This is a genomic window from Streptomyces sp. NBC_01264 (genome assembly GCF_026340675.1).
Lineage (GTDB): Bacteria > Actinomycetota > Actinomycetes > Streptomycetales > Streptomycetaceae > Streptomyces.
Genome location: NZ_JAPEOX010000002.1, coordinates 2,288,511 through 2,312,683, shown reverse-complemented (window position 1 = coordinate 2,312,683; position 24,173 = coordinate 2,288,511). Strand labels below are relative to the sequence as shown.

22 protein-coding genes and 2 pseudogenes are annotated in these 24,173 nt (G+C 69.7%); 13 read left to right on the top strand and 11 right to left on the bottom strand.

The window, feature by feature from the left end:
* Positions 1-95 precede the first annotated feature (95 nt).
* Together OG435_RS43370 and OG435_RS43365 are read left to right on the top strand one after the other, a co-directional pair.
* Entirely contained in the window at positions 96-2,150 is a 2,055-nt protein-coding gene (locus tag OG435_RS43370) for an APC family permease (RefSeq protein WP_266886128.1), read from the top strand.
* A 130-nt stretch (positions 2,151-2,280) separates the two neighbouring features.
* The gene (locus OG435_RS43365; protein ID WP_266886126.1) at positions 2,281-3,615 is read left to right on the top strand and encodes a class I SAM-dependent RNA methyltransferase; all 1,335 of its coding nucleotides are present in this window, start codon (positions 2,281-2,283) and stop codon (positions 3,613-3,615) included.
* A gap of 1,369 nt (positions 3,616-4,984) precedes the next feature.
* Here OG435_RS43365 and OG435_RS43360 read toward each other — a convergent pair.
* Positions 4,985-5,260, bottom strand: a complete 276-nt coding sequence (locus OG435_RS43360; protein ID WP_266886098.1) for an isoamylase early set domain-containing protein — start codon at positions 5,258-5,260, stop codon at positions 4,985-4,987.
* A gap of 153 nt (positions 5,261-5,413) precedes the next feature.
* On the opposite strand from OG435_RS43360, the gene OG435_RS43355 reads away from it, so the two are divergent.
* The 3 genes from OG435_RS43355 to OG435_RS43345 are packed head-to-tail and all read left to right on the top strand — an operon-like array spanning position 5,414 to position 7,030.
* Positions 5,414-5,773, top strand: a complete 360-nt coding sequence (locus OG435_RS43355; RefSeq protein ID WP_323188017.1) for a hypothetical protein — start codon at positions 5,414-5,416, stop codon at positions 5,771-5,773.
* On the top strand, positions 5,757-6,011 hold the full coding sequence (locus OG435_RS43350; RefSeq protein WP_266886096.1) for a CDGSH iron-sulfur domain-containing protein: 255 nt from the start codon (positions 5,757-5,759) through the stop codon (positions 6,009-6,011). Before OG435_RS43355 ends, OG435_RS43350 begins: the two co-directional genes overlap by 17 nt.
* A complete protein-coding gene (locus OG435_RS43345; RefSeq protein WP_266886094.1) occupies positions 6,008-7,030 on the top strand; it encodes an iron-containing redox enzyme family protein in 1,023 nt (340 codons plus the stop codon). Before OG435_RS43350 ends, OG435_RS43345 begins: the two co-directional genes overlap by 4 nt.
* Positions 7,031-7,070: 40 nt before the next feature.
* Here the strand turns inward: OG435_RS43345 and OG435_RS43340 are convergent, their stop codons facing one another.
* The 6 genes from OG435_RS43340 to OG435_RS43310 form a co-directional block, all read right to left on the bottom strand.
* Entirely contained in the window at positions 7,071-7,445 is a 375-nt protein-coding gene (locus OG435_RS43340) for a hypothetical protein (protein WP_266886092.1), read from the bottom strand.
* A complete protein-coding gene (locus OG435_RS43335; protein WP_266886090.1) occupies positions 7,442-7,786 on the bottom strand; it encodes a hypothetical protein in 345 nt (114 codons plus the stop codon). The genes OG435_RS43340 and OG435_RS43335 overlap by 4 nt, the downstream gene beginning before the upstream one ends.
* Positions 7,787-7,883: 97 nt before the next feature.
* On the bottom strand, positions 7,884-8,372 hold the full coding sequence (locus tag OG435_RS43330) for a flavin reductase family protein (protein ID WP_266886088.1): 489 nt from the start codon (positions 8,370-8,372) through the stop codon (positions 7,884-7,886).
* 534 nt (positions 8,373-8,906) lie between these two features.
* On the bottom strand, positions 8,907-9,935 hold the full coding sequence (locus OG435_RS43320) for an NAD(P)/FAD-dependent oxidoreductase (protein WP_266886086.1): 1,029 nt from the start codon (positions 9,933-9,935) through the stop codon (positions 8,907-8,909).
* Positions 9,932-10,468 (bottom strand): isoprenylcysteine carboxyl methyltransferase family protein, encoded by a 537-nt coding sequence (locus tag OG435_RS43315; protein WP_266886084.1) that lies wholly within the window; start codon positions 10,466-10,468, stop codon positions 9,932-9,934. The genes OG435_RS43320 and OG435_RS43315 overlap by 4 nt, the downstream gene beginning before the upstream one ends.
* A gap of 7 nt (positions 10,469-10,475) precedes the next feature.
* Positions 10,476-11,546 carry a type III polyketide synthase gene (locus OG435_RS43310; protein ID WP_266886082.1) on the bottom strand — a complete coding sequence of 357 codons (1,071 nt, stop codon included), beginning with the start codon at positions 11,544-11,546 and terminating at the stop codon, positions 10,476-10,478.
* Between the two features lie 79 nt (positions 11,547-11,625).
* On the opposite strand from OG435_RS43310, the gene OG435_RS43305 reads away from it, so the two are divergent.
* Positions 11,626-12,534 (top strand): UbiA family prenyltransferase, encoded by a 909-nt coding sequence (locus OG435_RS43305; RefSeq protein WP_266886080.1) that lies wholly within the window; start codon positions 11,626-11,628, stop codon positions 12,532-12,534.
* 33 nt (positions 12,535-12,567) lie between these two features.
* Here OG435_RS43305 and OG435_RS43300 read toward each other — a convergent pair whose 3' ends face one another.
* Positions 12,568-13,443, bottom strand: a complete 876-nt coding sequence (locus OG435_RS43300) for an oxygenase MpaB family protein (protein WP_266886078.1) — start codon at positions 13,441-13,443, stop codon at positions 12,568-12,570.
* An 809-nt stretch (positions 13,444-14,252) separates the two neighbouring features.
* On the opposite strand from OG435_RS43300, the pseudogene OG435_RS43295 reads away from it, so the two are divergent.
* The 5 genes and pseudogenes from OG435_RS43295 to OG435_RS43275 all read left to right on the top strand — a co-directional run.
* Positions 14,253-15,143, top strand: a pseudogene (locus OG435_RS43295) (FAD-dependent oxidoreductase); the annotation flags it as partial.
* A gap of 122 nt (positions 15,144-15,265) precedes the next feature.
* The gene (locus tag OG435_RS43290; RefSeq protein WP_266886076.1) at positions 15,266-15,616 is read left to right on the top strand and encodes a hypothetical protein; all 351 of its coding nucleotides are present in this window, start codon (positions 15,266-15,268) and stop codon (positions 15,614-15,616) included.
* An 821-nt stretch (positions 15,617-16,437) separates the two neighbouring features.
* Entirely contained in the window at positions 16,438-16,821 is a 384-nt protein-coding gene (locus OG435_RS43285) for an STAS domain-containing protein (protein WP_266886074.1), read from the top strand.
* Positions 16,822-16,879: 58 nt separating this feature from the next.
* On the top strand, positions 16,880-17,617 hold the full coding sequence (locus tag OG435_RS43280; protein ID WP_266886072.1) for an ANTAR domain-containing protein: 738 nt from the start codon (positions 16,880-16,882) through the stop codon (positions 17,615-17,617).
* 5 nt (positions 17,618-17,622) lie between these two features.
* Positions 17,623-18,372 (top strand): GAF and ANTAR domain-containing protein, encoded by a 750-nt coding sequence (locus OG435_RS43275; RefSeq protein WP_266886070.1) that lies wholly within the window; start codon positions 17,623-17,625, stop codon positions 18,370-18,372.
* A 318-nt stretch (positions 18,373-18,690) separates the two neighbouring features.
* On the opposite strand, the gene OG435_RS43270 is transcribed toward OG435_RS43275, so the two are convergent.
* From OG435_RS43270 to OG435_RS43260, 3 genes are all read right to left on the bottom strand, one after another.
* On the bottom strand, positions 18,691-19,467 hold the full coding sequence (locus tag OG435_RS43270; protein WP_266886069.1) for a nucleotidyl transferase AbiEii/AbiGii toxin family protein: 777 nt from the start codon (positions 19,465-19,467) through the stop codon (positions 18,691-18,693).
* Positions 19,467-19,793: a hypothetical protein gene (locus tag OG435_RS43265; RefSeq protein ID WP_266886067.1), complete on the bottom strand. Its 327-nt coding sequence runs from the start codon at positions 19,791-19,793 to the stop codon at positions 19,467-19,469. The genes OG435_RS43270 and OG435_RS43265 overlap by 1 nt, the downstream gene beginning before the upstream one ends.
* An 835-nt stretch (positions 19,794-20,628) precedes the next feature.
* Complete coding sequence (locus tag OG435_RS43260; RefSeq protein ID WP_266886065.1) at positions 20,629-21,915, bottom strand: hypothetical protein; 1,287 nt, start codon at positions 21,913-21,915, stop codon at positions 20,629-20,631.
* Positions 21,916-22,259: 344 nt separating this feature from the next.
* Between OG435_RS43260 and OG435_RS43255 the strand changes: the two are divergent.
* Positions 22,260-23,026: pseudogene (locus OG435_RS43255) on the top strand (transposase).
* A 413-nt stretch (positions 23,027-23,439) separates the two neighbouring features.
* Positions 23,440-24,171, top strand: coding sequence for a hypothetical protein (locus OG435_RS43250; protein ID WP_266886063.1), 732 nt, complete (start codon positions 23,440-23,442; stop codon positions 24,169-24,171).
* Positions 24,172-24,173 lie beyond the last annotated feature (2 nt).

Sequence of the window (24,173 nt, the reverse complement as noted above, 5' to 3'; positions counted from 1 at the left end):
AGGCGGGGCTCCTTTGCCCTGGATGCGCAGGGACTTCCCGCCGTATAGGGGTGGGGGGTTCGTCAGGCTGATTTCGAACGCTTACGATCCTCTGCGTGTCCAAACTGACCGACGTGCCCAAACGGATCCTGATCGGCCGGGCGCTCCGCAGCGACCGCCTCGGGGAAACCCTCCTTCCCAAGCGGATCGCCCTCCCCGTGTTCGCGTCCGACCCGCTCTCCTCGGTGGCATATGCCCCCGGCGAGGTTCTGCTGGTCCTGTCGATCGCAGGCGTGTCGGCGTACCACTTCAGCCCCTGGATCGCCGTCGCGGTCGTCGTGCTGATGTTCACCGTGGTCGCCTCCTACCGGCAGAACGTCCACGCCTACCCCAGCGGCGGCGGTGACTACGAGGTCGCCAACACCAACCTCGGGCCCAAGGCCGGTCTCACCGTCGCGAGCGCCCTGCTCGTCGACTACGTCCTCACGGTCGCCGTGTCGATCTCCTCCGGCGTCGAGAATCTCGGCTCCGCCGTCGATTTCGTCATCGAGCACAAAGTGCTCTCCGCGATGATCATGATTCTGCTGCTCACGCTGATGAATCTGCGGGGCATGAAGGAATCCGGGAAGCTCTTCGCGATCCCGACCTATGTTTTCGTGGGCGCCGTTTTCGTCATGATCGCCTGGGGCGCGTGGCGCGGCATCGTCATGGGCGACACCATGGAGGCCCCCACGGCCGGGCTGGAGATCAAACCCGAACACCAGGGACTGGCCGGGTTCGCCCTGGTCTTCCTGCTGCTGCGGGCCTTCTCCTCCGGCTGCGCCGCCCTCACCGGCGTCGAGGCCATCAGCAACGGTGTACCCGCCTTCCGCAAGCCCAAGAGCAAGAACGCGGCCACCACCCTCGCCCTCATGGGCCTGCTGGCCGTCACCATGTTCTGCGGGATCATCGGCCTGGCCATGGCGACCGACGTCAAGATGGCCGAGAACCCCGCCGTCGACCTGCTGGAGAACGGCACCCCGGTCGGTTCCGGCTTCGTCCAGCACCCGGTCATCTCCCAGGTCGCCGAGGCCGTCTTCGGCAACGGCAGCTTCCTCTTCATCGTGCTCGCCGCGGCCACCGCACTGGTCCTGTTCCTCGCCGCGAACACCGCGTACAACGGCTTCCCGCTGCTCGGCTCGATCCTCGCCCAGGACCGCTACCTGCCGCGCCAGCTGCACACCCGCGGCGACCGCCTCGCCTTCTCCAACGGCATCGTGCTCCTCGCGGGCGCCGCGATGCTGCTGGTGTGGATCTACGACGCCGACTCGACGAAGCTGATCCAGCTCTACATCGTCGGCGTCTTCGTCTCCTTCACGCTGAGCCAGATCGGCATGGTCCGGCACTGGAACCGCCACCTGCGCGCCGAGCGCGATCCGGCCGCCCGCCGCCGCATGCACCGGTCCCGGGCGATCAACACCTTCGGCGCCTTCTTCACCGGCATGGTGCTGGTCGTCGTCCTGGCCACCAAATTCACCCACGGTGCCTGGGTCGCCCTGCTCGGCATGGTGATCTTCTACGGAACGATGTCCGCGATCCGCAAGCACTACGACCGGGTCGCCGAGGAGATCGCCGCCGCCGAGGGCCCGAGCGACGACAGCGTGCGCCCCTCGCGGGTCCACTCCATCGTCCTGGTCTCCAAGGTCCACAAGCCCACCCTGCGCGCCCTGGCCTTCGCCAAGCTGACCCGCTCGGACCGGCTGGAGGCGCTCAGCATCAGCGTCGACCCGGTCGAGACCAAGGCCCTGCGCGAGGAGTGGGAGCGGCGCGGCATCAACGTCCCGCTCAAGATCCTCGACTCCCCGTACCGAGAGATCACCCGCCCGGTCGTCGAGTACGTGAAGGGCCTGCGCAGCGAGAACCCGCGCGACGCCGTCAGCGTCTTCATCCCCGAGTACGTGGTCGGACGCTGGTACGAGCACCTGCTGCACAACCAGAGCGCGCTGCGCCTCAAGGGCCGGCTGCTCTTCACCCCCGGCGTGATGGTCACCTCGGTGCCCTACCAGCTCGAGTCCTCGGAGCTGGCGAAGAAGCGGGCGAAGAAGCGCGCGGAGTGGAGCGCCCCGGGCGCGGTGCGCCGCGGGCCGGTCGACACCCCGCGTGCGCGCCCCAAGGACCCGGCGGGGAAGTAGCCCCCGAGCCCGCCCATCGGCGTGGTGAACGGCCGGACGAGATCCACGTAAACTGGTGGGTCGGCCGTCCGGCCGTTCCTTTTGATCCGATCCGATCTTCTGATCCACATCTCCTTGGAGTCTCCCCACCATGACGAGCGAGCAGAACGAGAAGCAGTCACTGGTCGGGGAGGAGTACGAGGTCGAGGTCGGCCCCGTCGCGCACGGCGGGCACTGCATCGCCCGGACCGCCGAGGGCCGTGTCCTGTTCGTCCGGCACACGCTGCCGGGCGAGAAGGTCATCGCCAAGGTCACCGAGGGCGACGTCGACTCCCGCTTCCTGCGCGCCGACGCCATCACCGTCCTCGACCCCTCCAAGGACCGCGCCCCGGCCCCCTGCCCGTACGCCGGCCCCGGCAAGTGCGGCGGCTGCGACTGGCAGCACGCCAAGCCGGGCGCCCAGCGCCGGCTCAAGGGCGAGGTCATCGCCGAACAGCTGCTGCGGCTCGCCGGGCTCACCCCGGAGCAGGCCGGCTGGGACGGTACGGTCATGCCGGCCGAGGGCGACAAGGTGCCCGCCGGGCAGGTCCCGCAGTGGCGCACCCGCGTGCAGTACGCCATCGACGAGGACGGCGTCGTCGGCCTGCGCAAGCACCGCTCGCACGACATCGAGCCGATCGACCACTGCATGATCGCGGCGCCCGGTGTCAGCGAGCTCGGCATCGAGCAGCAGGACTGGCCCCAGATGGCCACCGTCGAGGCCATCGCCGCCACGGGCTCGGGTGACCGCCAGGTCGTCCTGACCCCCCGCCCCGGCGGCCGTCTCCCCCTCGTCGAGCTCGACAAGCCGGTCTCGGTCCTGCGCGTCGAGGAGAAGGACGGCGGGGTCCACCGCGTCCACGGCCGCCCCTTCGTGCGCGAGCGCGCGGACGGCCGTACGTACCGCGTCGGCATGGGCGGCTTCTGGCAGGTCCACCCGCAGGCGGCCGACACCCTGATCAAGGCCGTCATGCAGGGCCTGATGCCGCGCAAGGGCGAGATGGCCCTCGACCTCTACTGCGGCGTCGGCATCTTCGCGGGCGCCCTGGCGGAGCGCCTCGGCGAAACGGGCGCCGTCCTCGGCATCGAGTCGACGAAGCGCGCGGTCGAGGACGCCCGCCACAACCTCACGGACTTCCCCCGCGTCCGCATCGAGCAGGGCAAGGTCGAGCAGATCCTCCCGAAGACCGGCATCACCGAGTGCGACCTGGTCGTCCTGGACCCGCCCCGCGCGGGCGCGGGCAAGCAGACGGTCCGCCAGGTGGCCGGCCTCACCCCGCGCCGCATCGCCTACGTGGCCTGCGACCCGGCGGCCCTCGCCCGCGACCTGGGCTACTTCAAGGAGGCGGGCTACAAGGTCCGCACCCTGCGCGCCTTCGACCTCTTCCCGATGACGCACCACGTGGAGTGCGTCGCGATCCTTGAACCGGTCGCTAAGAGCTCCTGACCTGCAGGTTTGTCGATGCGCATTATGTGCGTTGTGGGCGTTACGGGCGATATCTTGACGCTGATCTGACGCTCGTGACGCTCATTTGACGCTCGTCGGGCTTGATTTTTGACGGTGCGTCAGTGATTTCTGACGGTGTGTCGGCAATGAAACGCCGCCCCTCGGGCCGGGCTACGCACCTGCTCGGGAGGCGGCTTTCTGCGTGCGGTGGCAGGCCGGATGTCGACTCTGTCCGGGCGCTGGCCGAGCCTTTCCCGCGCACACGCTCTGTAGTGGAGCGCCGCTTCTGGTGAGAGCGTGAGGTGGGTGCATGCACCGCTGGTCCCCGTTGAACGACCGTCAGCGAGAGCTCCTTCGGCGGCTGGGTGTCGGCGAGAAGCCTGGCGTGGCGTCGGCTGAACGGCTGTCCGCGTACGCGTTGCGAGACCGAGGCCTGCTGGTCGTCGTACGCCGCGGCGGGGCGGTGCTGACCGAGGTCACCGAGGCCGGGAAGTTCTACCTGGAGCACGATCGCCATCCGGAGGATCCGCGGTACGCCGCGGTGCTCCAGGAGGCCGACAAGAGGACTCCTCTGCCGCACGCGGAACGGCCTGCGGCCCGGGTGCGGCACGCCAGGGCGGCGGCCGATAGGCCGGCAAAGGCGCCGACCATCCCTGTGCCCGCCCAACTATGCACCCTGCACCCGGTGGTGGCTGCTCTCAAGACAGACCCGTTCCGGCTCGCCGTGCCCGTCGCCGTTCGGAGCAGGGCTCTGCGCCTGCTCCAGGCTCTGTGCGCGGAAGCGGTGAAGCGCGGCCACGCGGTGCGGGAGAACCCGGTGGCGGAGCACTACCGGAATCGGCCCTATTCGTCCCGTGGTGCGTACATCCCCTCCCGCAACTCCCGGCGTCAGGGCGAGGTGGACCTGGGCGTCGGCGACTTCACGTACACGGTGACGATCAAGCAGGAGTCTCCGCAGTCCGTAGATCCGGAGCGGGCGCAGAGCCTGACGATCGAGCTTCCCCGTAGCCGTTCGGGCCGTCAGGGCAAGTGGGCCGACCGGAAGCGGTGGAGGCTGGAGGACATTCTCGGCGTGATCCTGCGGGAGGTGGAGGTCCGCGCGGGGGAGGCCGCCCAACGCCGGATCGACGAGGAGCGGGCCAAGGGGGACCGGAAGGTCCGGTGGCAAGCGGCAGTTGACTCGGCTCGGGAGCGGGCCATCCAGGCTCAGCTCGCCACAGTCCTGCGCGGGCAGGCGAAGGACTGGTATGAAGCGAGGGCGCTTCCCTCGACACCGAGGAGGTCCGCCTCTCCCGCCGCGCGGCAGCTCGCGCCCGCCTGTCAGGACTGGGACTGGGGCGACGCTGGCAGGCGGGGGTCGGCTGCGGCCTCAGGTGTGGAGGCGGCTGTTGGGGCCCTCCCGGTCGCCTGCGCTCTCGTCGTTGAACCAGTAGTCGCCGGCTGCCAGATAGCGGAAGGAGTGCGTGGTCTTGGCCGGCAGTGTCACGGTGACCGCCCTCTTGCCGTCCTTGCGCGGCGTGAGGGTGTGAGCGCCAGGCTGCCACTCGTTGAAGTCCCCGACCACGCTGACCGGCCCTGGTGGGGTGTCGGCGGGAAGGATGAAGGTGACCTCGGTGGTGTCCTTGCGAAGCGTGCGCTCGAGCATGACAGGCTCCTGCCGGTCGGGGTGAAGGGGCTGTGCGGCCTCATCCTCACGCCGCGGAGGAGCGTGCGCCTGCCGACACGACGGGCCGGGGCCGCGACCCACTCATCACGCACGGTGACTCAAATGGTGCGGCTGGTGACGTTTCGTGTCAGCGTGGTTCGGGGAATCCCCCGATCGACCTCCCCCCGCGCCCTGCTGCCGTCACGCGGTGCGGAGCGGGCCTGGGACGCAGGCCCCGAAGGACGCGACCTCATCGACCGGATCTGTACGAGTGCACCGGCCCTGCTGCGCCCCGGCGGCGTCCTGCTGATGGTGCACTCGCAGATGTGCGGAGCGGACACCACAGTGGACCACCTGGAACGAGCCGGGCTGTCCGCGCAGGTGACGGCGCGGGCCTCCGTACCGTGGGGGCCGATCCTGCGCTCCAGGCGGGCCTGGCTGGAGGACCAAGGACTGGCGGACGACGGCGAGGAATGGGAAGAGCTGGTGATCATCCGTGCCCAGCACCTCTGAAAGCGCCGCCCGCGCTCGCTGCGGCCCGGCACGCCGCGTAGCCACGGATCCGCACGGCCCGGTCCTGGTCGAAGGCCCGGTGGAGATCGTCCTGGACGACGGGACAGTCGCCCGGTCCGACCGGTTCATGGTCGCGGTGTGCACCTGCCTGCGCAGCCGCACGTATCCCTGGTGCGACACCAGCCACCGCCCCCGCGAGCGAGCCGATGCATCCCCCGATGACAGGAACTCCCCATGACCCCTACCGGCAGCAGCACAGCCACCGTCGGCCCCGCCCTCGTCCAGGGGCGGGGCGAGCTGTCGGAGGCCGTCAGGGACGCCCTGCGCACCGGCCTGCCACCGGAGTACGCGACCGGGTCGGTCCTGAAGGCCGATCCCTGGGGCGAAGACCTCCAGCTCGCCCTCTACCTCCTCTACGAGCTGCACTACCGGGGCTTCGAAGGCGTCAAAGACGAACGCGAATGGGACCCGGACCTCCTGCGCCTGCGCCAAGCCCTGGAAACCCGGTTCCTCCACGCACTGCGCACCGAGCTCCGCGACGCCCCCCGCTCCGTCGAGGAGGCCTTCGCCCCGCCCCTCGTCGAACCCGTTGACCTGACCGAAAGCGTCAGCCATCACCTCGAAACCGAAGGCGAACTGTGGCAGTTGCGCGAGTACGCGGCGCTGCGCTCCCTCTATCACCTCAAGGAGGCCGACCCGCACGTCTGGGTCATCCCGCGGCTGACCGGCCGGGCCAAGGCCGCGATGGTGGCCATCGAGTACGACGAGTTCGGCGCCGGCCACCCCGACCGCATCCACGCCCGGCTCTTCGCCGACCTCATGACCGACCTCGGCCTGGACCCGACGTACGGCCGCTACCTTGACCAGGCCCCCGCGCCACTTCTCGCGACTGTCAACCTGATGTCCCTCTTCGGCTTGCACCGGGCCCTGCGCGGCGCCCTCGTCGGGCACTTCGCCTGCGTGGAGGTCACTTCCTCACCCGGCTCCCGCCGCCTCGCCAAAGCAATGCGACGCTGCGAAGCGGGACCGGCCGCCGAACACTTCTACACCGAACACGTCGAAGCCGACGCCGTCCACGAACAGGTCGTACGCCACGAGGTCATCGGCGGCCTCCTTGCCGACGAACCCGCCCTGGAACCCGACATCGCCTTCGGCTGCGCGGCGACCGTCCTGCTGGAAGACCGCCTGGCCGCCCACATCCGCGACGCCTGGGACCAGGGGCGCACCACACTGCGCACCCCCTTGCCGCTGCGGTGACCTGCCCGGCCCGTTACGGCCCGCAGAACTCGGGACATGCCTAGTGCAGGATGCTCACCGCGCGGGCGATGACGAGGAGTGAGGTCATCAGAGCGGCGACGCTCTGCACGCTCATCATGAGCTTGGCGCGGGTGGACAGCGGCATGGTGTCGGTCGGGCTGAAGGCGGTTGAATTGGTGACGGACACATACAGGTAGTCCATCAAGGTGGGCACCCAGTCGGACTTGACGCTGGAGCCGTCCGCGACCTCCTGGACGGCGTCGTCGTTCTCGTCCTGGGAGAACCGGAAGTCCGCCAACGGCAAGTCGGCGCGCGGAGCTTGGGTTCGGCTGACGGGGCCGCCCCGGTCCAGTTCCCAGTAGGCCAGGCCGAAGACGATGATGTTGGTCAGCCACACCTGGAACGCGGCCGTCAAGAGGGAGCCCCCTCCTTCACCCCGGTCGAGACCAGGGCGTGGATCAGGATCCCCAGGGAGACCAGATTGCTTGCCGCGATGACCAGGACGAGGGTCAGGGACAGGGCACGGGAGAGCCTGGTCTGGCGCGTGAGCCGTCTGGGATTGATCGCGATCAACGGCACAAGGAGCAGCAGTTCCAGGGCGAGCAGCACATAGCGGGGTCCGAGCAGAAGCTGCTGCGGCAGGACCTGGTAGAGCCCGATCGCCACGACGGTCGCGATCACGGCAGGCAGCCGGGCCTCCCCACGCCTCTCGTGCCGGGGATATCTGATCCGGGCATCGGCGCGACTGCGCGTCATAGTGTCCGTCCTCTTCGCCGGGTCGGGTTTCCTGCCGTGTGACCCCCTCGGGCCGTCGTCCCCCGCGGACTCGCGCTGCACGCTGCGTGGACGGGCGTCAAGCCGGATGCCCGGGCTCCAGGTCCCGGACATCGCTGTAGCGGAGCAGCGCGGGCGGGGTGCCCCGGCTGGGCTTGCACTGGCTGGCGGGGGCCAGCAGGAAGCCCACGTGGTCGCCACCCTCGATCCGCCCCTCGACGCGGCCGGTGAACCAGGTGCGGACCTCCGTCAGGACTGGACTTCCGGCCTCTCCCTGTCGCCAGGCGGCCCGCGCGAACTTGTCCACCCGGTCGCCCGTCTCGCCGCCGAAGAGCTCCGCGAGCGCCCGCTGCTCACGGAGCAGTGCGTGCACGGTGACATACGAGGCCTCGCAGGCGACCCGGTAGGTGTGGTTGGCGGTAGACAGCCAGACGACGAACCGTGGCGGGTGGATCGAGCACTGCGAGGCGAACCCCACCAGGCAGCCCGCCCGCACGCCCCCGGCCGCGGCCGTGACCACGTACATGGGGCCGTCGAGCACATCGGTGAACGGGTCCATCCTCGTCACGGCGGCTCCTCGTGATCCGTTCGGTCCAGCGGGTGACTACCCCGCACATCGGCGTCGGACCGGCAGTGCTTGAGCGGCGCACGGCGGTGTGCGGCCAGATGTGACCGCCCGGTGAGCGGGTGGGAGAATTTCAGTACCACGGGTAGAGCGCGTATGGCCATCCGGCATCAGGTTCTCCGCACCGCGAGGATCTTCCTTCAGCTGCGGCCGTGGGGCGAGGAAACCCTCGTCATTTGCGACGAGCACCCCCTGCGCGGTCTGGGAGGCACCCTCCACAATCCCGCGACCGAAGCATTGATCCACCTCCGGCACCGGGGCATGCTGACCCGTCTGGCCAGAGTCGTGGAACAGGATCACGACAGGGCCGGTCATGCCTGACGTGGCGGTGATCGGCTCCCGCCCCCACGGGATGGTGCGTGTACGCGGCGGCGCCTCGATGTTCGCGATCAGCGCGTCGCGTACGTCCACGACCGAGTGACCGACAGTACGACCGGGGCGCCCCACCGCGCCGCCATCACCGATGGCTGACCCCAGTCACGCCAGCAGGTTCACGGCGTGCTGGAACAGGACGGGAAAACGGGCCGCAGCGGGGGTGATCAGAGGCGCCAGCCGGGGCTGGTTCCGGGCCCACAGCAGGGACTTCGTCAGCAGCCGGTAGTTGCGGGACAGCCGGCGCCACGCGCGTTCGTAGGCCTGCGGCCGACCTTCGCGCAGGCAGCGCACCAGTTCGGCGGCGGCCGTCAGGGCGAGGGCGAGGCCCTCGCCCGTCAGCGCGTCGACGTACCCGGCGGCGTCGCCCACGAACAGCACCCGCCCGGCCACCCGGCAGCGGGCCTGCTGGCGGAGCGGACCCGCGCCCCGGACCGCCGTCCGGCCTGCGGTACCGAGCCGGGACACCAACAGCGGGAATCGGGCCAGCTGGAAGTCGTACGGGAGCCGTTCGCAGGTCAGGACGGCGATGCCGACCTGGCGCGGGCCCAGCGGAGTGACGTAGGCCTCGCAGTCGGCGGACCAGTGCACCTCCACCAGGTCGCTCCACGGCTCGACGGAGTAGTGGCGCCGCAGTCCGTACCGCGGTGGCTGCCGCCCGGCGGTCGGCCGTTCGCCCAGGCCGAGTGCTCGCCGGGTCGGTGAGTGCAGTCCGTCCGCTGCCACGAGGTAGCGGGCGGCCATCCCGTCCGCCGTGACGTAGTCGTCGTGCTGGCTCACGTTGCGAATGCGGCGGGGGAGGACGGGGATGCCGAGCTGGACGGCGCGGGCGGCGAGCGCCTGGTGGAGCAGGGTGCGGCGCGCCCCGAGGCCGTGGCCCGCCCGGAACGCGGCTTCGGCGCGCCGTTCGCCGGCGGCGTCCACGTAGCGGATCCCGCGCAGGGGCCAGCCCGACACCTCCACGCCCAGGGCGTCCAAGGCGCGCACCGCGCCGGGCATCAGACCCTCTCCGCAGGCCTTGTCAACGGGCGCGGGGCGCGGTTCGGCGACCACGACGTCGAACCCGGCGAGCGCTCCGTGGATCGCGGTGGCCAGGCCCGCCGGGCCGCCGCCGACGACGAGGAGGTCGATCACGGGGCCGCGCCCGGGACGGGGAGCGGGCGTGCGGGAGCCAGCGCGTCGTCCTCGCAGCGGATGCGTACGGTCAGCAGGGCGGCGTTGAGGACTGTGAAGCCCAGGGCGGTCACCCAGGCGGTGTGCACCAGGGGAAGGGCCATGCCCTCGACGGCGACCGCCACGTAATTGGGGTGACGCAGGTACCGGTAGGGGCCGCGGGTGATCAGCGGAAGGCCGGGGACGATCAGTACGCGGGTGTTCCAGCGGGGGCCGAGGGCGCTGATGCACCACCACCGCAGCCCCTGGGAAGCCAGTACGAGGACCAGTGCGGGCCAGCCGAGCAGGGGCAGGAAGGGGCGGTCGGCCGCCCAGGGCTCCACGAGGCAGCCGAGCAGTAGGGCCGTGTGCAGGGCGACCATCGCCGGGTAGTGCCCGGCTCCGTATTCGAGGCCGCCCCGGGCCCGGCTCCAGGCGCCGTTGCGGCGCGCCACGGAGAGTTCCGCGAACCGTTCGGCGACCACGAGCAGGATCAGCACGGTGTACGGCGTCATGGCGCGATCACCAGGCCAGCAGGACGAGTTCGGAGGAGAAGCCCGGACCGAAGGCGATCATCAGGCCTGTCGACCCCGGCGGCGGCGCCGCGGCGCGGGTGTCGCGCAGGATCTGCAGCACCGAGGCGGAGGACAGGTTTCCCGTGGCGGCCAGCGCTCGGCGGGAGGGGGCCAGGGCGCAGTCCGGCAGGCCGAGCTCGTCGGCGAGCGCGTCCAGGATCTTCGGGCCGCCGGGATGGCAGATCCAGGCCGTGACGTCCCGCGGCTTGAGGTCGTGTGCGGCGAGGAAGGACTCGATCTCCTCCGCCACGTGCAGGCGGACGAGCTCGGGGACCTCCCGGCCGAGAACCATGCGGAAGCCCCAGTCGCCGACGTCCCAGCCCAGCAGGTGCCCGGTCCCCGGGTACAGGCGGCTGCGCGTGGACGCGACCACCGGTCCGGACGAGCCGGCCGTTTGCGCTGTAGCGGAGGTGTGGTCGTCACCGACCGCCACCAGCGCGGCGGCCCCGTCCCCGAACAGGCTTCCCGCCACCAGATTCGCCATCGAGGTGTCCGCTGGCTGCAAGGTGAGTGAGCACAGTTCGGTGGACAGAAGGAGCGCCGTGGAGCCCGGCCGGCCTGTGAGGAGGTCGTGGACCCGGGCCAGCCCCGCCGCACCGGCGGAGCAGCCGAGTCCGAACATCGGTACCCGCTTGACGTCGGGCCGCAGGCCGACCTGCGCGGCCAGCCGGGCCTCCAGGGAAGGCGCCGCGATGCCGGTTACGGTCGTCGAGACGACCAGGTCGATCTCCTCGGCCCGCACCCCAGCCTCCTCGAGTGCCCGCTCGACCGCTTCGGCACCCAGGGCGACGGCGAGTTCGACGAAGAGGCGGTTGGTGTTGCCGAAGTCGCCGAGCTCCCGGTACCGGTCCAGGGGGAGGACGAGGTGACGCGTCTCCACCTGGGCCGCCCCGTGCAGCCGTCGCAGGAGCGCGCCGTCGGCCCCGGACGGCAGACAGGAAGCGAGGACGTCGGTGATCTCCTGCTGCGTGTAGCGATGTGGCGGGAACGCCGTGCTCACCGCGAGGACCCGTGTCATTGGTCCAACATAGGGACAGCGGAGCGGCGGCACGCTGAACACGGCCGCCACGGGCGCGCCGGACCCATAGCGTGGTGCGGTGCCCGCCACCACCGACGAAGGAACCACCGCGCCCACCGCGCCCGCAGGGTTGACGACGGCCCGGCGACCCGCGCATGTGGGCTTCCTGGGGCTTCTGAAGGCCAGTCACCCCGTGCCCGCTGCCGCCGTCACCCTCCTCGCGGCCCTGCTGGCCGCCGCCGTCGGGCTCGGACCGGCGGCCGCGGCCACAGCGGCGGCCGCGGTCGCCGCGGGCCAGCTTTCGATCGGCTGGAGCAACGACCGGCTGGACATGCGGCGCGACGTAGCGGCCGGCCGCCACGACAAGCCGCTCGCCACAGGGGAGGTACGGCCGGGAGTGGTGGCCGCGGCCTCGTGCACGGCCCTGCTCGCCTGCGTTCCGCTGTCGCTGGCCTGCGGCGCCCGGGCCGGCTGGGTCCACCTCGGCTGCGTCGCCGCGGCATGGTCCTACAACTGGTGGCTGAAGCACACCCTCGCCTCCTGGCTGCCGTACACCGTCGCCTTCGGACTGCTCCCCGCCTTCCTGACCCTGGCCTCGCCGTCAGCCGGATGGCCCCCGCTGTGGCTCACCGCCGCGGCGGCCCTGCTGGGGACCAGTGCCCACTTCGCCAACACCCTGCCCGACATCGACGAGGACATCGCGGGCGGTGTGCTGGGACTCCCGCAGAGACTGGGGCGACGCGCATCCATCGCGCTGGCCGCCGGCCTCGCCTTCGCCTCTTGCGCGGTGGTGACCCTCGCTCCGCCGGGCCCGGCGCCCCTCGCCGGCCGGCTGCTGCTGGGCGTGACACTGGCCCTGTGCCTGGCCGCACTGGCCGCACCGCCCTCCGTCGCACGCGGCCGGGCGCCCTTCCTGATCATCCTGGCCCTGGCCGGAGCCGACGCCGTACTCCTGGTCCTGGCCGGCCACGCCCTGCCCGTCGGATGAGTCCGATCTATGGGCGGACGCCCGGGAACCAGCTCAGCGCAGCGGCCGGGGCGGCGGGGCCATCGCCCACCGGATCGTGCGCGTCAGGGCTTGCCCGGACAGGCGTACGCAGATCCCCCTCGGGCCCGTCGCGGGGCGCAGGCCGAGAAGGGCGGGAGCCCATGGTGGCAGCAGGTCGATCGCGTTCGCGGCCAGCAGCGCATACGGGGCGCGTGCGGGCCAGGGCAGCGGCGGGTGCCGGAGGATGAAGCGGGCCGCGTCGAGGGCCTCGGGCGTGGCCCGCAGCTCCGGCCGGTACTCCGTCAGCAGGGCTGTCAGCGCGCTCCGGTCACGGGGCGGGTCCACCACACCGAGGGCCGTTGCCACCAGCGCGGTGTCCGTGACGTAGGCGTCGCAGCCCGCCGCGTCCAATGGGTGCGAGCCGAAGCGCTGGTGCGCCCGCAGGAAGCTGTCGACCTCGGCCGCGTGCACCCAGCGCAGCAGGTGGGGATCGGCCGCGCGGTACGGCTCGCCCGCCGCGGTGACGCCTTGTATCCGTTCGTGGACGGCCCGAACCCGGTCGACGGCGTCCTGCGCGTCCTGTGCGGTGCCGTAGGTGGTGACGGCCAGGAAAGTGCTGGTGCGTTGCAGCCTGCCCCACGGGTCGCCACGGAACCCGGAGTGCGCCGTGACGGCGGCCATGGCGAGCGGGTGCAGGGACTGGAGCAGGAGTGCGCTCAGGCCCCCGACGAACATCGAGGCATCGCCGTGCACCGTACGGATGGGCCGCTCGGGACCGAACCAGCGAGGTCCGGGCGTGCTGTGGATCCGGGCGCGGTTGGCAGGGCCCGACGGTCCGGCCACCCGGCTGAACAGCGTCGAGCCGAGCCGCTCCCGCAGGCTGCGGCCTCCGGTCGCGGGCATGTCCATGGTGGTGTCCTACCCGCGGGAGCTCGGCTCAATGCTTCGGCCGGGGGCGCCGAGAGGCGTCCTGCGCGACGGCCGCCAGACCCATGCCTCGTCGGGAGCGCCCTGCGGGGGCTCCAAGAGCCGGGTCAGACCTGTCCTCGCCATTCTCAGGTAGCGGAGCCGCGGTCTTCGATGAAGCACTTGAAGCGCTTCCGGTCTCCCTCGTGGCTTTGTTCACGAGTTTCGGTTCTGGCTCAACTTCTGGATGCTGTTGGTGATCTTGTCGAGACCCCCTGGCGTAGTTACAGAGCGCTACGGCTCCGATCCGGCCTCGCCATCTGCCAGATCTTGCGGACACCGCAAAGGGCCGCCGCGAGCGCGACCACGGCGAAGGAGACCACCAAGAAGGGGCTCTTACAGCTGGCAGCGGTCACGGTCATGCAGAGGCACACCACCCAGTCAACCCAGGTCCGTTTCAACAACGCCGGCAACTTGTTCATAGTCCCCTCCCTGGCGGGAGCGTAGATCATGCAGCTGAAGAGCCAGGCCAGCCGCGACGTCGGAACCGGGCTGGCCGACCCGCTAGAAGTGGCCCCGGCTCTGAAGGTCATCCGCCCCACGCGTGACCGAAATAGAGAGGTGTGCGGAGCATCGAGCCAGCTCAAATCTGGTGGAAATGGGCCGGTATGCAGAGCGCGACGTGCTCGTTCTCGGACGGGGGGGGGCAACTCCGAAGCCGGTTTCACCACGCGAGTCTCCAAAACAGACACGTGCCGGTTGGGTGGCGCGCCCGACGCCCCCGGCCGGACCCGGCCTCGTAGCCTGGCGCGATGCGTCAGCACGATCTTGTCGTCATCGGTGCGGGATCCGGCAACTCCGTCATCGACGATTCGTTCGCCGACCTCGACGTGGCCATCGTCGAAGAGAGGTGGTTCGGCGGAACCTGTCTCAACGCGGGCTGCATCCCGAGCAAGATGCTTGCCTACACCGCGCACGTGGCCCGGACGGTCAGCGAATCCGGCACGTACGACGTGGACGCGCAGCTACTCGGCGTGCGCTGGCGGGCGATGCGGGACCGGGTGTTCGGGCGCCTGGACGCCGACCGTGAGGAGGGCCGCCGGGGCCGTCAGGAGTCCGACTTCGTCACCGTGTACGAGGGAAGGGCGCGTTTCGCGGGCCCGCGGGAGCTGCGGATCGACCTCGCGGGCGGTGCCGTCGACATCAGCGCCCGGCAGATCGTCATCGCCACCGGCGGCCGCCCCTCGGTGCCCCCGCCCGTCGCGGAGTCGGGACTGCCGTACGAGACGTCCGACACCGTGCGGATCGACACGGCGCCCCGCCGGTTGGCCGTCCTCGGCGGCGGCTACATCGCGGCCGAGCTCGCGGAGGTGTTCGCGGCGGCCGGCAGCTCCGTGGCCATCGTGGAGAAGGAGGACCGGCTGCTCGGCCCCCAGGACGAGACGGTCGCCGAACGGTTCACGGAGCTGGCCCGTTCCCGCTACGACCTCAGACTCGGCCGGGAGGTCACCGCCGTCGGGGGCCGTCCGGGAGCCCTGCGGCTGACCCTCGACGACGCTTCGACGGTCGAGGCGGACATGCTGCTGGTCGCCACGGGCCGCGTGCCCAACAGCGACCGGCTGAACCTCGACGCCGCGGGCGTCGCCACCCACGACGACGATCGCATCGTCGTCGACGCGTACCAACGCACCACCGCGGAAGGCGTCTTCGCACTCGGCGACATCTGCACACCGGTACCGCTCAAGCACGTGGCCAACCGCGAGGCGCAGGTCATCGCCCACAACCTCCGCCACCCCGACGACCTGATCGCGCCGACCACGACCTGGTGCCCGCGGCCGTCTTCACCCGCCCCCAGATCGCCTCGATCGGCGCCACCGAGCAGGACTGCCGCGACCGGGGCCTGGACCCGCTCGTGGGCGAGGCCCGGTACGCGGACATCGCCTACGGCTGGGCGATGGAGGACACCACCGGCTTCTGCAAGGTGCTCGCCGAACGCGGCACCGGCCGCCTGCTCGGCGCCCACCTCATGGGCCCCCAGGCCGCCACCCTCATTCAGCCCCTCGTCCTGGCGATGACCCTGGGCATCGACGCGTCCACCCTGGCCAGATCCCCGTATTGGATCCACCCGGCGCTCGCAGAAATCGTCGAGAAGGCCCTCCTCGACCTCGACCTATGACGACGGGCCGGGGGAGGCCGGATTGGCCGACGTTCCGCGTGACACGAGCACGAGTCGACGCGCCGTCGGCGGTCTGGGCGCTGGACGCCCAGTCCCGGGCATGGGCCCGCACCCCGGCTCTGGTCTCTGCGTTGATCGGGTCATGAAGAAGATCACTCTCATGCTCTCTCCATCCTCGCCCTGGCGCTCGCCGGTCCCGGCGTCGCTTCGGCCGCCGCGGACGATTCCGTACCCGTCGTCGAGCCGTGCCCGCAGGAGGGCAGGCAGTTCTACCCGGACCCGGACTACACCAAGTTCTGGGAGTGCTTTGACGGCACCGCCTACCGCTTCGACCGCCCTCCGGGCGTGCACTGGAACCCCGGCTTGACGCCTGCGACTATCCGGAGCACGCCTGCGTCGATCCTCCGAGTGCGAGGAGCGGCCGGCCGCTGTCGAACCCAGGCGGTCAGTCTGACCAGGTGAGTGGCGCTCGCATTGCGTTGTTCACGCTGCCGATGTGAGAGGCGGACGCCGCTTGGTGTCTTGCGGGATATCCCGGGGCAGGAGCGGGGGCTATGCTGCGATGGACGTCCCGGTCCCTGACGTGGATAGCGCGCTTGTCGTGCAGGTGCCTGCGGGGTACAGAGGGTCCCCCGGTTCACCTCAGGCGCTGTCCTTTTGAGGCGAAACGTGTCGATTTGGTGGTCCTGGAGTCCAGGTCGCCAAGCCGATCGCTCGCCCGACCTGTCCGGGCATCCGACCACAGGAGATACGCGTAAGACGGGGCCGAGAAGACCGGCCCGCCCGGCGCCGCACCATGTGGTCCCAAGAACCGAGGCGCTATGCCTGTTCTGCAGAGCTTGAACCTCCACCGGCACGACCGAGGCGATGAAACGACGATCACCCTTGCGGGTGAGCTTGATCTGGATACCGTGGCCCAGCTGCGGGCGATGGTCGATGACTGCCTGCGCGAGGGAGTGCGGACCATCGATATCGACCTGAGCGCGCTTGCTTTCTGCGATGTCAGCGGCCTCAACGTCTTCCTGGCTGTCGCCGCGCGCACCGCTACGGTCAAAGGGTCGCTGTGCCTGCATCACCCGCGCCCGATGCTGATCCGGCTCTTGGCCCTGACCGGCACCGGTTTCCTCCTCCACCGGCTACCCCGCGCGCCCGAAGTCGGCGCATGGGTCCCGGCTGTGGTGTACCCCAGGCTGCTGGCCTCATGACCAGGACCGGCCACAGCGGGCCCGCCCGGCTCTGTCGCAGGGCGAGCGGTGATGGCAGATGATCAGTGACCGCATGGCCTCGGTCCTGCGCACGCTGCAACTCGACGACCGGTCCCAGGGCGTCGACGACGCCACCCTGGCCGGCGCCCAGGCCCTGGGCGTGGACGGTCTCGCGGTCTCCCTGGCCACCGCAGCCAACCTGACCGAGCTCATGTGGTGCTCGGACCTCACCACGCGCCGATTCGAGGACCTGCAACTGACCCTCGGCGAGGGGCCGGGACCAGAGGCGGTCCGTACCGGCGCGATGGTGTGGGTACCAGACCTGGCCCGGGTCCGACACGCCCGCTGGCCGGCACTGTCCATGGAGGCCCCCGACCTGGACGCCCGCGCGGTGTTCTGCTTCCCGATGGGCATCGGCGCGATCCGCGTCGGCGTCCTGACAGCAGTGCGCCGAACGCCGGGTCCACTGACCGGCCAGCAGACCGACGATGCGCTCACGCTGGCCGCCGCGCTGGCCGCCCGCTGCCTGGGCAGCGGCGAACCACCTCTGGGCACCCACGCGCCGGTGGACTCTCCGCACGCCTTGCAGCACGCGGTGGTCCACCAGGCGACCGGCATGCTCAGCGTCCAACTCTCCCTGCCCCTGCCCCAAGCTCTCCTACGACTGCGCGCGCACGCTTACAGCAGCGGACGTTCCATCACCGACATCTCCAAGGACGTGGTGGATCGGCGGCTTCGCCTGGACCACAACGGCACTGGCAACGGCACGCCCCCGACCGCCGTAGACAAGGACTGATCACCGTGACCCGAGAACAACACGTGACCCAGGTCTTCGTGGAAGTCGCAGACTCCCTGATCGACGACTTCGACCTCATCGACTTCCTCCAGCAGCTCTCCGTGCGCTGCATGGAACTGCTGGACGTGGCCGCCGTCGGCATCATGCTGGCCGACCAGCATGAGGTCCTGCAGACCATGGCAGCCTCCGACGAACACACCCGACTGCTGGAACTCTTCGCCACCCAGCACGACCAGGGCCCCTGCGTGGACTGCTACAAGAGCGGCGAGCCACGCACCAACATCAACTTGAGCGACCCCCAGATCACCTCGGGCTGGCCACAGTTCGCCCCACGCGCCGCCGAAACCGGGTTCGTAACCGCCAACGCGATCCCGCTCCGGCTGCGCGGCCGGGTCATCGGAGTGATGGGCCTGTTCCAGACCGACCCCGACCCGCTCAGCGCCCAGGACATCGCCCTCGCCCAAGCACTGGCGGACGTGGCGACCATCGCCATCCTGCAGCAGCGCACCGTCGCCCACAGCGAGGTCGAGCGCGTCCAACTCCAGCACGCCCTGACCAGCCGCATCGTGCTGGAACAGGTCAAGGGCATCCTGGCGGAACGCTGGCAGGTCACTGTCGACGAGGCATTCGCCGCGTTCCGCTCCTACGCACGCGCCCATCACCACCAGCTCGCGCAACTGGCACGCCAGATCGCCGACGGCACCTTCGAGACCACCCAGATCCCCCACCCGGACCGATCCCGGCCCCAGGCCTGACGCGCCATTCTGCGGGGCTGGATCTCACAAGTCGCGCAGGGCCTCGCGAGATCGAGCCAGTCGAACAGCCTTTTGGGGCAAGGGTTCTGACGGTGTCTCGTTAGCTCGCTAGGTTCCCCTCGTGCCGGTGATCACCACGGTGCCGTCTGCGCGTACCGCACGGACAACAGAGGGAAGAGGACGCCCCGGGCGGGGCGCGTGGGAGGGGATCTGATGATTGACCGATTCGCGTACGGGATGCGGCGCCGAACTGCGGTAGCCGTCGCAACGCGCCCAGCCGCCGTCGGTCACACCTCCTGACCTCCGTGGGCAGAACACCTAGCGCAGCCTGCCGGACCCCGGGCCTGGGGGAGGCGGTGAGGGAGGCAGCGGGCCGCTGATCGATTTCCCCGGCTGTTCCACTGGCGACTCGGCCTGGGCCGGGTTGGTGCTGCTGGCTTCGGCATGCATGAGGCGGATGAGTTCGCGGTGCCAGTCGGTGAATTCCTCGCGGATGGCATGCGCAGCCTTGGAGTCGAGGCCGTAGGCGGCGAACTGCCTGTCGGTGTGGTTCCCGACACGGGCGAGGGCTGAGACGTACTCGTCGAGGTTGGGCTCGGCTTCGTTCTGCGCGGCGAGGTCGAGAAGCCGGGCGCGGGTGTACCCGGCGTCGAGGAGTGCCTTGACGTCGATGGCGTCCCGGACCTCGGCCCGGCCGAAAAGGGCGCCGGTCTTGGCGGCGGCCAGGTCGTCGAGGTGGAGGACCGGGCCGAGGTCCGACTCGACGGGCGGATGGTGTAGAAGGTCGCCTACCAGTTCGACCTTGGACTGGGCGCCGGAGGCGGGGTCGGTGACGTGCAGACGGGCGTATACCTGCGCCTGCTGGGTCACCTGGACCACGTACCCGGCCGCCTGGTACGCCTCGACGAGGCGGGCGATCGCCTGCGGCAGCTCGCCTTCGGCCCGCCCGATCGGGGTGAACAGGTCGACGTCGTCGCTGACGCGGCTGACCAGTCGATGGGCCTGGACGGCGTACCCGCCGGCCAGCCGGTAGCCGAAATCCTCGGCGAGTGCGTCCAGGCCGATACGGATCAGCCGGTGATGCAGATCCTCCACTACGCGGCCGCCGCCGACGTGCTGGCGAGCTCAGGGAAGCGAGCCTCCCAGGCGGCTCTCGCCGGGCTGGGCAGGAATAGCGCCCGCCAGTGGGTACGCAGTACAGCGATGTCGAGGTGTGCGTGCAGGTCCCCCGGCGTCTGCGCCTCACGGATCACCCGCTCGTACATCAATAGCACGTCGGCGTCGTCGGACAGGTCGTATTCGTAATGCGGGCCCCAGTCCAGGTGCCGGGGCAGGACCACGAGGCCGTCCTCCGGCCCGCTCAGCTCCCCGAGCGAGTCCGGCAGGGTGTACGGCCGGAGCTGTGCGTACCTGCTGCTCATGCTCACCAGCATGCCCGAAACCGGGGCCCCGCGGGACGCATACCTGCGATGGCGGCGCTCCCGGGAGCCCGCCGAGGCAGGGCGCGTGGCAGGCTCGCCTCCGCGTTCCAGGCATCTGACCTGGGCCGGACCAGGGGGTATCGGCTCCTTGGAAGTGCTGGAGGATAAGCCCCTGGCCCTTGCTGCGCTGTCTCGGCGGGAGTACTGAGGGCGGGCGCAGGACCCTCAGCCAGGTCGGCATGGTTCTCCGGACCTCTCGTGGAGCCCGGGGTGTCCCTCCGCGCCTGACCGGCTTCCCGGGTGGCTTGGTGCTGAGTGGCGCAAGGCGCGGGCGTCAGTGGACGGCCCGTGCCGGGGCCCTTTTCGCCCGGTCAGAGGCAGGCAAGGAGCGTCAGCGCGCTGCACATAGCGCCCACTCTGCACGTAACGCATACCGGCAGCCTGTCCAATTTGCGCCATGCAGGCCGCTGACCTGCGGTTTCCTTTCACATGTTTTTGATAGACCTTATTTCGATGACCCAGCATGTCGAGTGTGTCGCGATCCTTGAGCCCGTTGGAAAGGGCCTCTGACCTGCAGGTTAGGCCGATGTGCGCTATGTGCGTTGTGGGCGTTACGGGCGATATCTTGACGCAGATTTGACGCTCGTGACGCACGTTTGACGCACGCCGCCGTCGATGCCTGACGAGTCGTCAGGCATCGACGGCGACTCCTCGGAGCAGATCGCGATCCTGCTCTGGGCGGCACCCTTTTCGGTAGTGGGCAACAGAGCCGGTCGGTGTGAGGCCCGCGCTCTGCCTTCTCTCCATGAATACGCTCTGTGACAATCGGCGGGGCCTAGTAGCCGGGACCGTAGGGGTTCCACCCGTGCAGGAACGGCTGTAGGTCGCTGGCGCGCGGTTCAGGAATCTCGGGTAGGCGGAGCGTCCCGTTGAGCGGGTTTAGGCGCTCCACATGATCGGCAGCCCAGGCGATCCATGCCTCGGCTCCGTCTCTCTCCGGACCGGTCGCCAAGGTCTGTGCGTGGATACGGAGGGCGCCGATGTACTCGGCCAGACCCGTTGCGCGGCGCCATGCCCGTTCCTGCGCTTCGAGATGCTGGACTCGGGCCGCCTCGGCGAAGTCGATCTTTGCCCGTCGCATTGCGGCCTCCCACTGCAGCCGCTTTTCCCGCGCTGCCTCCAGATCGGCCAGTCGTTTGCGCTCGGCGGCCTCGCCCCGAAGCCCCACTTCCTGCACGATCTCGGCGAGCTGGTCCTCAAGCGGGCAGGCGGCCATATCGGCCCACTCGCCAGCCCTGTGTCGCAGCCCGCCGCCGACACAGATTCGTAGACGTTCGGCGGGGGAGGTGTCGTACCGGGGAATCCTGACCCAGGAGTGCTTCTCGGCGTCCGAGAGTTCCTTCTTCGTGGGGATGTGTTCGGTGCGGTCCTGTTCCTGCAGGATGAGGAAATCGCATCGCTGACCTTGGGCCGTGATGGTGAAGTGGGGCGGGCCGTTTCGCCGGCGGTGTGGTGCGGGGGCACTGTCGGCCGTGCCGAATGCGCTGGCGTACCCCAGCTTCTGCGTTGCGGTGAGCAATGCGTGGATGAGGCGGAAGGCTCTGCCCTGTACAGCTTTGGTCAGGGCCATGGGCTGGGGGTGCGCCTGCAGCGCTTTGACCACCGGATGCGGCGTAGTGAGCCGTGCCGGTACGGGGACGGGCGGCAGCACGGCAAAGCGCCAGGCGGGGGTGTCGACGAGCCGGATTTCATATCCGTCGTTGCACCAGCCTGCGTGCAGTTCCTTCGTCGCGGGGATCTTTCCGGACCGGCGTGCCGCGGCAACGCGGATTGGCCATTTCTCGGTCTCCCGACCACTGGCTTCGCGTTTGACGATACGGCCGCCGGCCTCCGCGAGCTCTTCCAGGAGCTGCTCTGTAACGGTCTTGGCCTTCTTGCGCGGAAGTGGCCTGGTCCGCTGCACCGGCAGGGGCAGGGCTGCCTTGGTGCCGGAATTCTCGATCTTGGCCATGTCGGATGACTGGATTTTCGCCCGTGGCGGGGGAGCGGTGTTCTCGCCACGAGGCTGTTCCAGCGGTTGAGACCCGTGCTCCAGATACTGCTGGCCGGCCTCGGTGAGCACGACGGACCACTTGCCTTGCCGCTTGGAGACTCTGACAAGTCCACGGCTGTGTAGGGCCTGGCAGCTGAGTTTGTATCCAGTTCCTTCCCATACGCCGTCAGGGCAGCCTCGGCCGACCCATTGCAGTACCTGTTGCTGCCGTTCGTTGACCTGTTGTGGCACTTGAACTCCCCACCGCACGAATACCTCACGGACATGCTCTCAGCCGCGCTCCGCCTGGCGCGGTCGGAAGAGACTGAGGGGTGGGCTGACGGCGGCGAAGACTCGGACAGATGTAGGCATGGCCGCTTGCGGTGGCTAAGGGTTGTCCCGTAACTGCTGGCCGCGGGTGAGATGATCTTGGCGTGGCTGGTGTGATCACGGCGTCGGAGCCGTCTTGGATAGCCCCGTTCACCGGGCTGAGCCCGCGCTGCTTCGGGAAGCTCGTGACGGTGCTGCGGCGCGAGGGGGCTGATGGGGTCCGCAAGGGCCGGCCGTGGAGCCTTCCGCTGGAGGACCGGGCCCTGCTGGTCGCTGCGTACTGGCGCACGAACTTGACGATGCGCCAGCTCGCCCCGCTCTTCGGGGTCTCGAAGTCCGCAGCGGACCGCATCATCGACCATCTCGGGCCGATGCTCGCGCTCCAGCCCCGCAAGCGGTTCGCCAAGGACACCGTGCTGATCGTGGACGGCACCCTGGTGCCCACCCGAGACCACGCGATCGCCGCGCAGTCGAAGACTACCGGTACTCCACGAACCACCAGGTCGTCATTGACGCCGACACCCGACTGGTCGTCGTGGTCGGCCGGCCGCTCGCCGGGAACCGCAACGACTGCAAGGCCTGGGAGGAATCCGGAGCCAAAGCCGCCGTCGGCAAGACCCTCACGATCGCCGACGGCGGCTACCCGGGCACCGGACTCGTCATGCCACACCGCCGACGCAAAGGCGAAGAACTGCCCGACTGGAAGCAGGCACACAACAAGTCCCACAAGCAGGTCCGCGCCCGCGTCGAGCACGTCTTCGCCCGCATGAAGACCTGGAAGATCCTCCGCGACTGCCGCCTCAAAGGCGACGGCGTCCACCACGCCATGCTCGGCATCGCCCGCATGCACAACCTCGCCCTCGCCGGATAGGCGGACGGGCCGCACAGCGAACAGCCACGTCCAGGCCGACCCAAAGATCATTTACGGGACAGCCCTTAGGCTCGCAGTCGCTCGCTGGTGGCCGCCGTGGACGCTTGCTGATCGGCCTGTGGCGTGTGCTGCCCGTTTCCCGATCATCCGAGGAGGCGGCCATGGGCAGAGCGAGTGCCCGTACTAGCCTGGCTTTCCGTACAGAGGCGTTCCGGTGTCTTGGTCAGGGGAAGGCTGGTTAGGCCTTGTGATCCCGCTCGGCTGCGGCCAGGAGGGGCCTGGCGAGTGGATCGCGTGAACGGTGGGCCGCTCGTGCTTCCGGTGATGGGGGCCTGAGTGTAAGCAGGAGCGGGCAGAGGCACCGCGGACGAGGGTGTCGGTTCGAGACGAGAGCGGGTTGGTTCATGTCGGTCATGGCGCGAGAGCAGATGGATGTCGTCGCAGGTGCGCTGGCTCCCTGCGACCTCGTGCCCCGGGAGGCGAAGCTGGCGCTCGTCGAGGCCTTCGGTACGGAAGCCGTTGTGGCCTATCGCTCTGACGTGCGCGAGCGGGAGCGGCGGGCAGCTGATGGGATGCCGCCGCTGACGAGACCTGACGTGCTGGACCTCCTCATGTCGCTGCCCCTGGGCGAGCAGGTTCCTGCCGACTCCTTGAGTGAGCGGGAGCGGCGGGTGCTGAAGTCGCTTCCGAAGGGCGCGGTGGTCCGGAGGGACGGGGCGGTCACCCGCCGAGCGGCGCATCCTGTCCACATCGATATGGCGTTCGTGCCCGGCCGAAGTTGGGAGTCGGCGATGGAGAAGGCCGAGCGATTTACTCCGTTCTGTTCTCGCGCGGTAGTAGTGGAGGGCGCATTGCGGCGCAAGGATGATGCCGTGCTGCGCGCGGAATTCTTTGGCATCGGCCTGCTCGCGCTGCAGGGGGACTCGGTGGAAGTGGTAGTCCCGCCACGCCCCTTCGTGCGCGGGCCTGTTCAGCGGATCTCACACAGGGTCACCGGCCACCCGGCAGCCGATCATGAAAACTGCGAAACTCCAGTACTACGTGATGTCCACTCGTGCGCGACACGAGCCGCACTTCGGATATATGAGGGGAGAGGCCCGAGCCGCCTGAAGGAGATTCCTCACCATGTGTTGGCACGCGCGTAGGG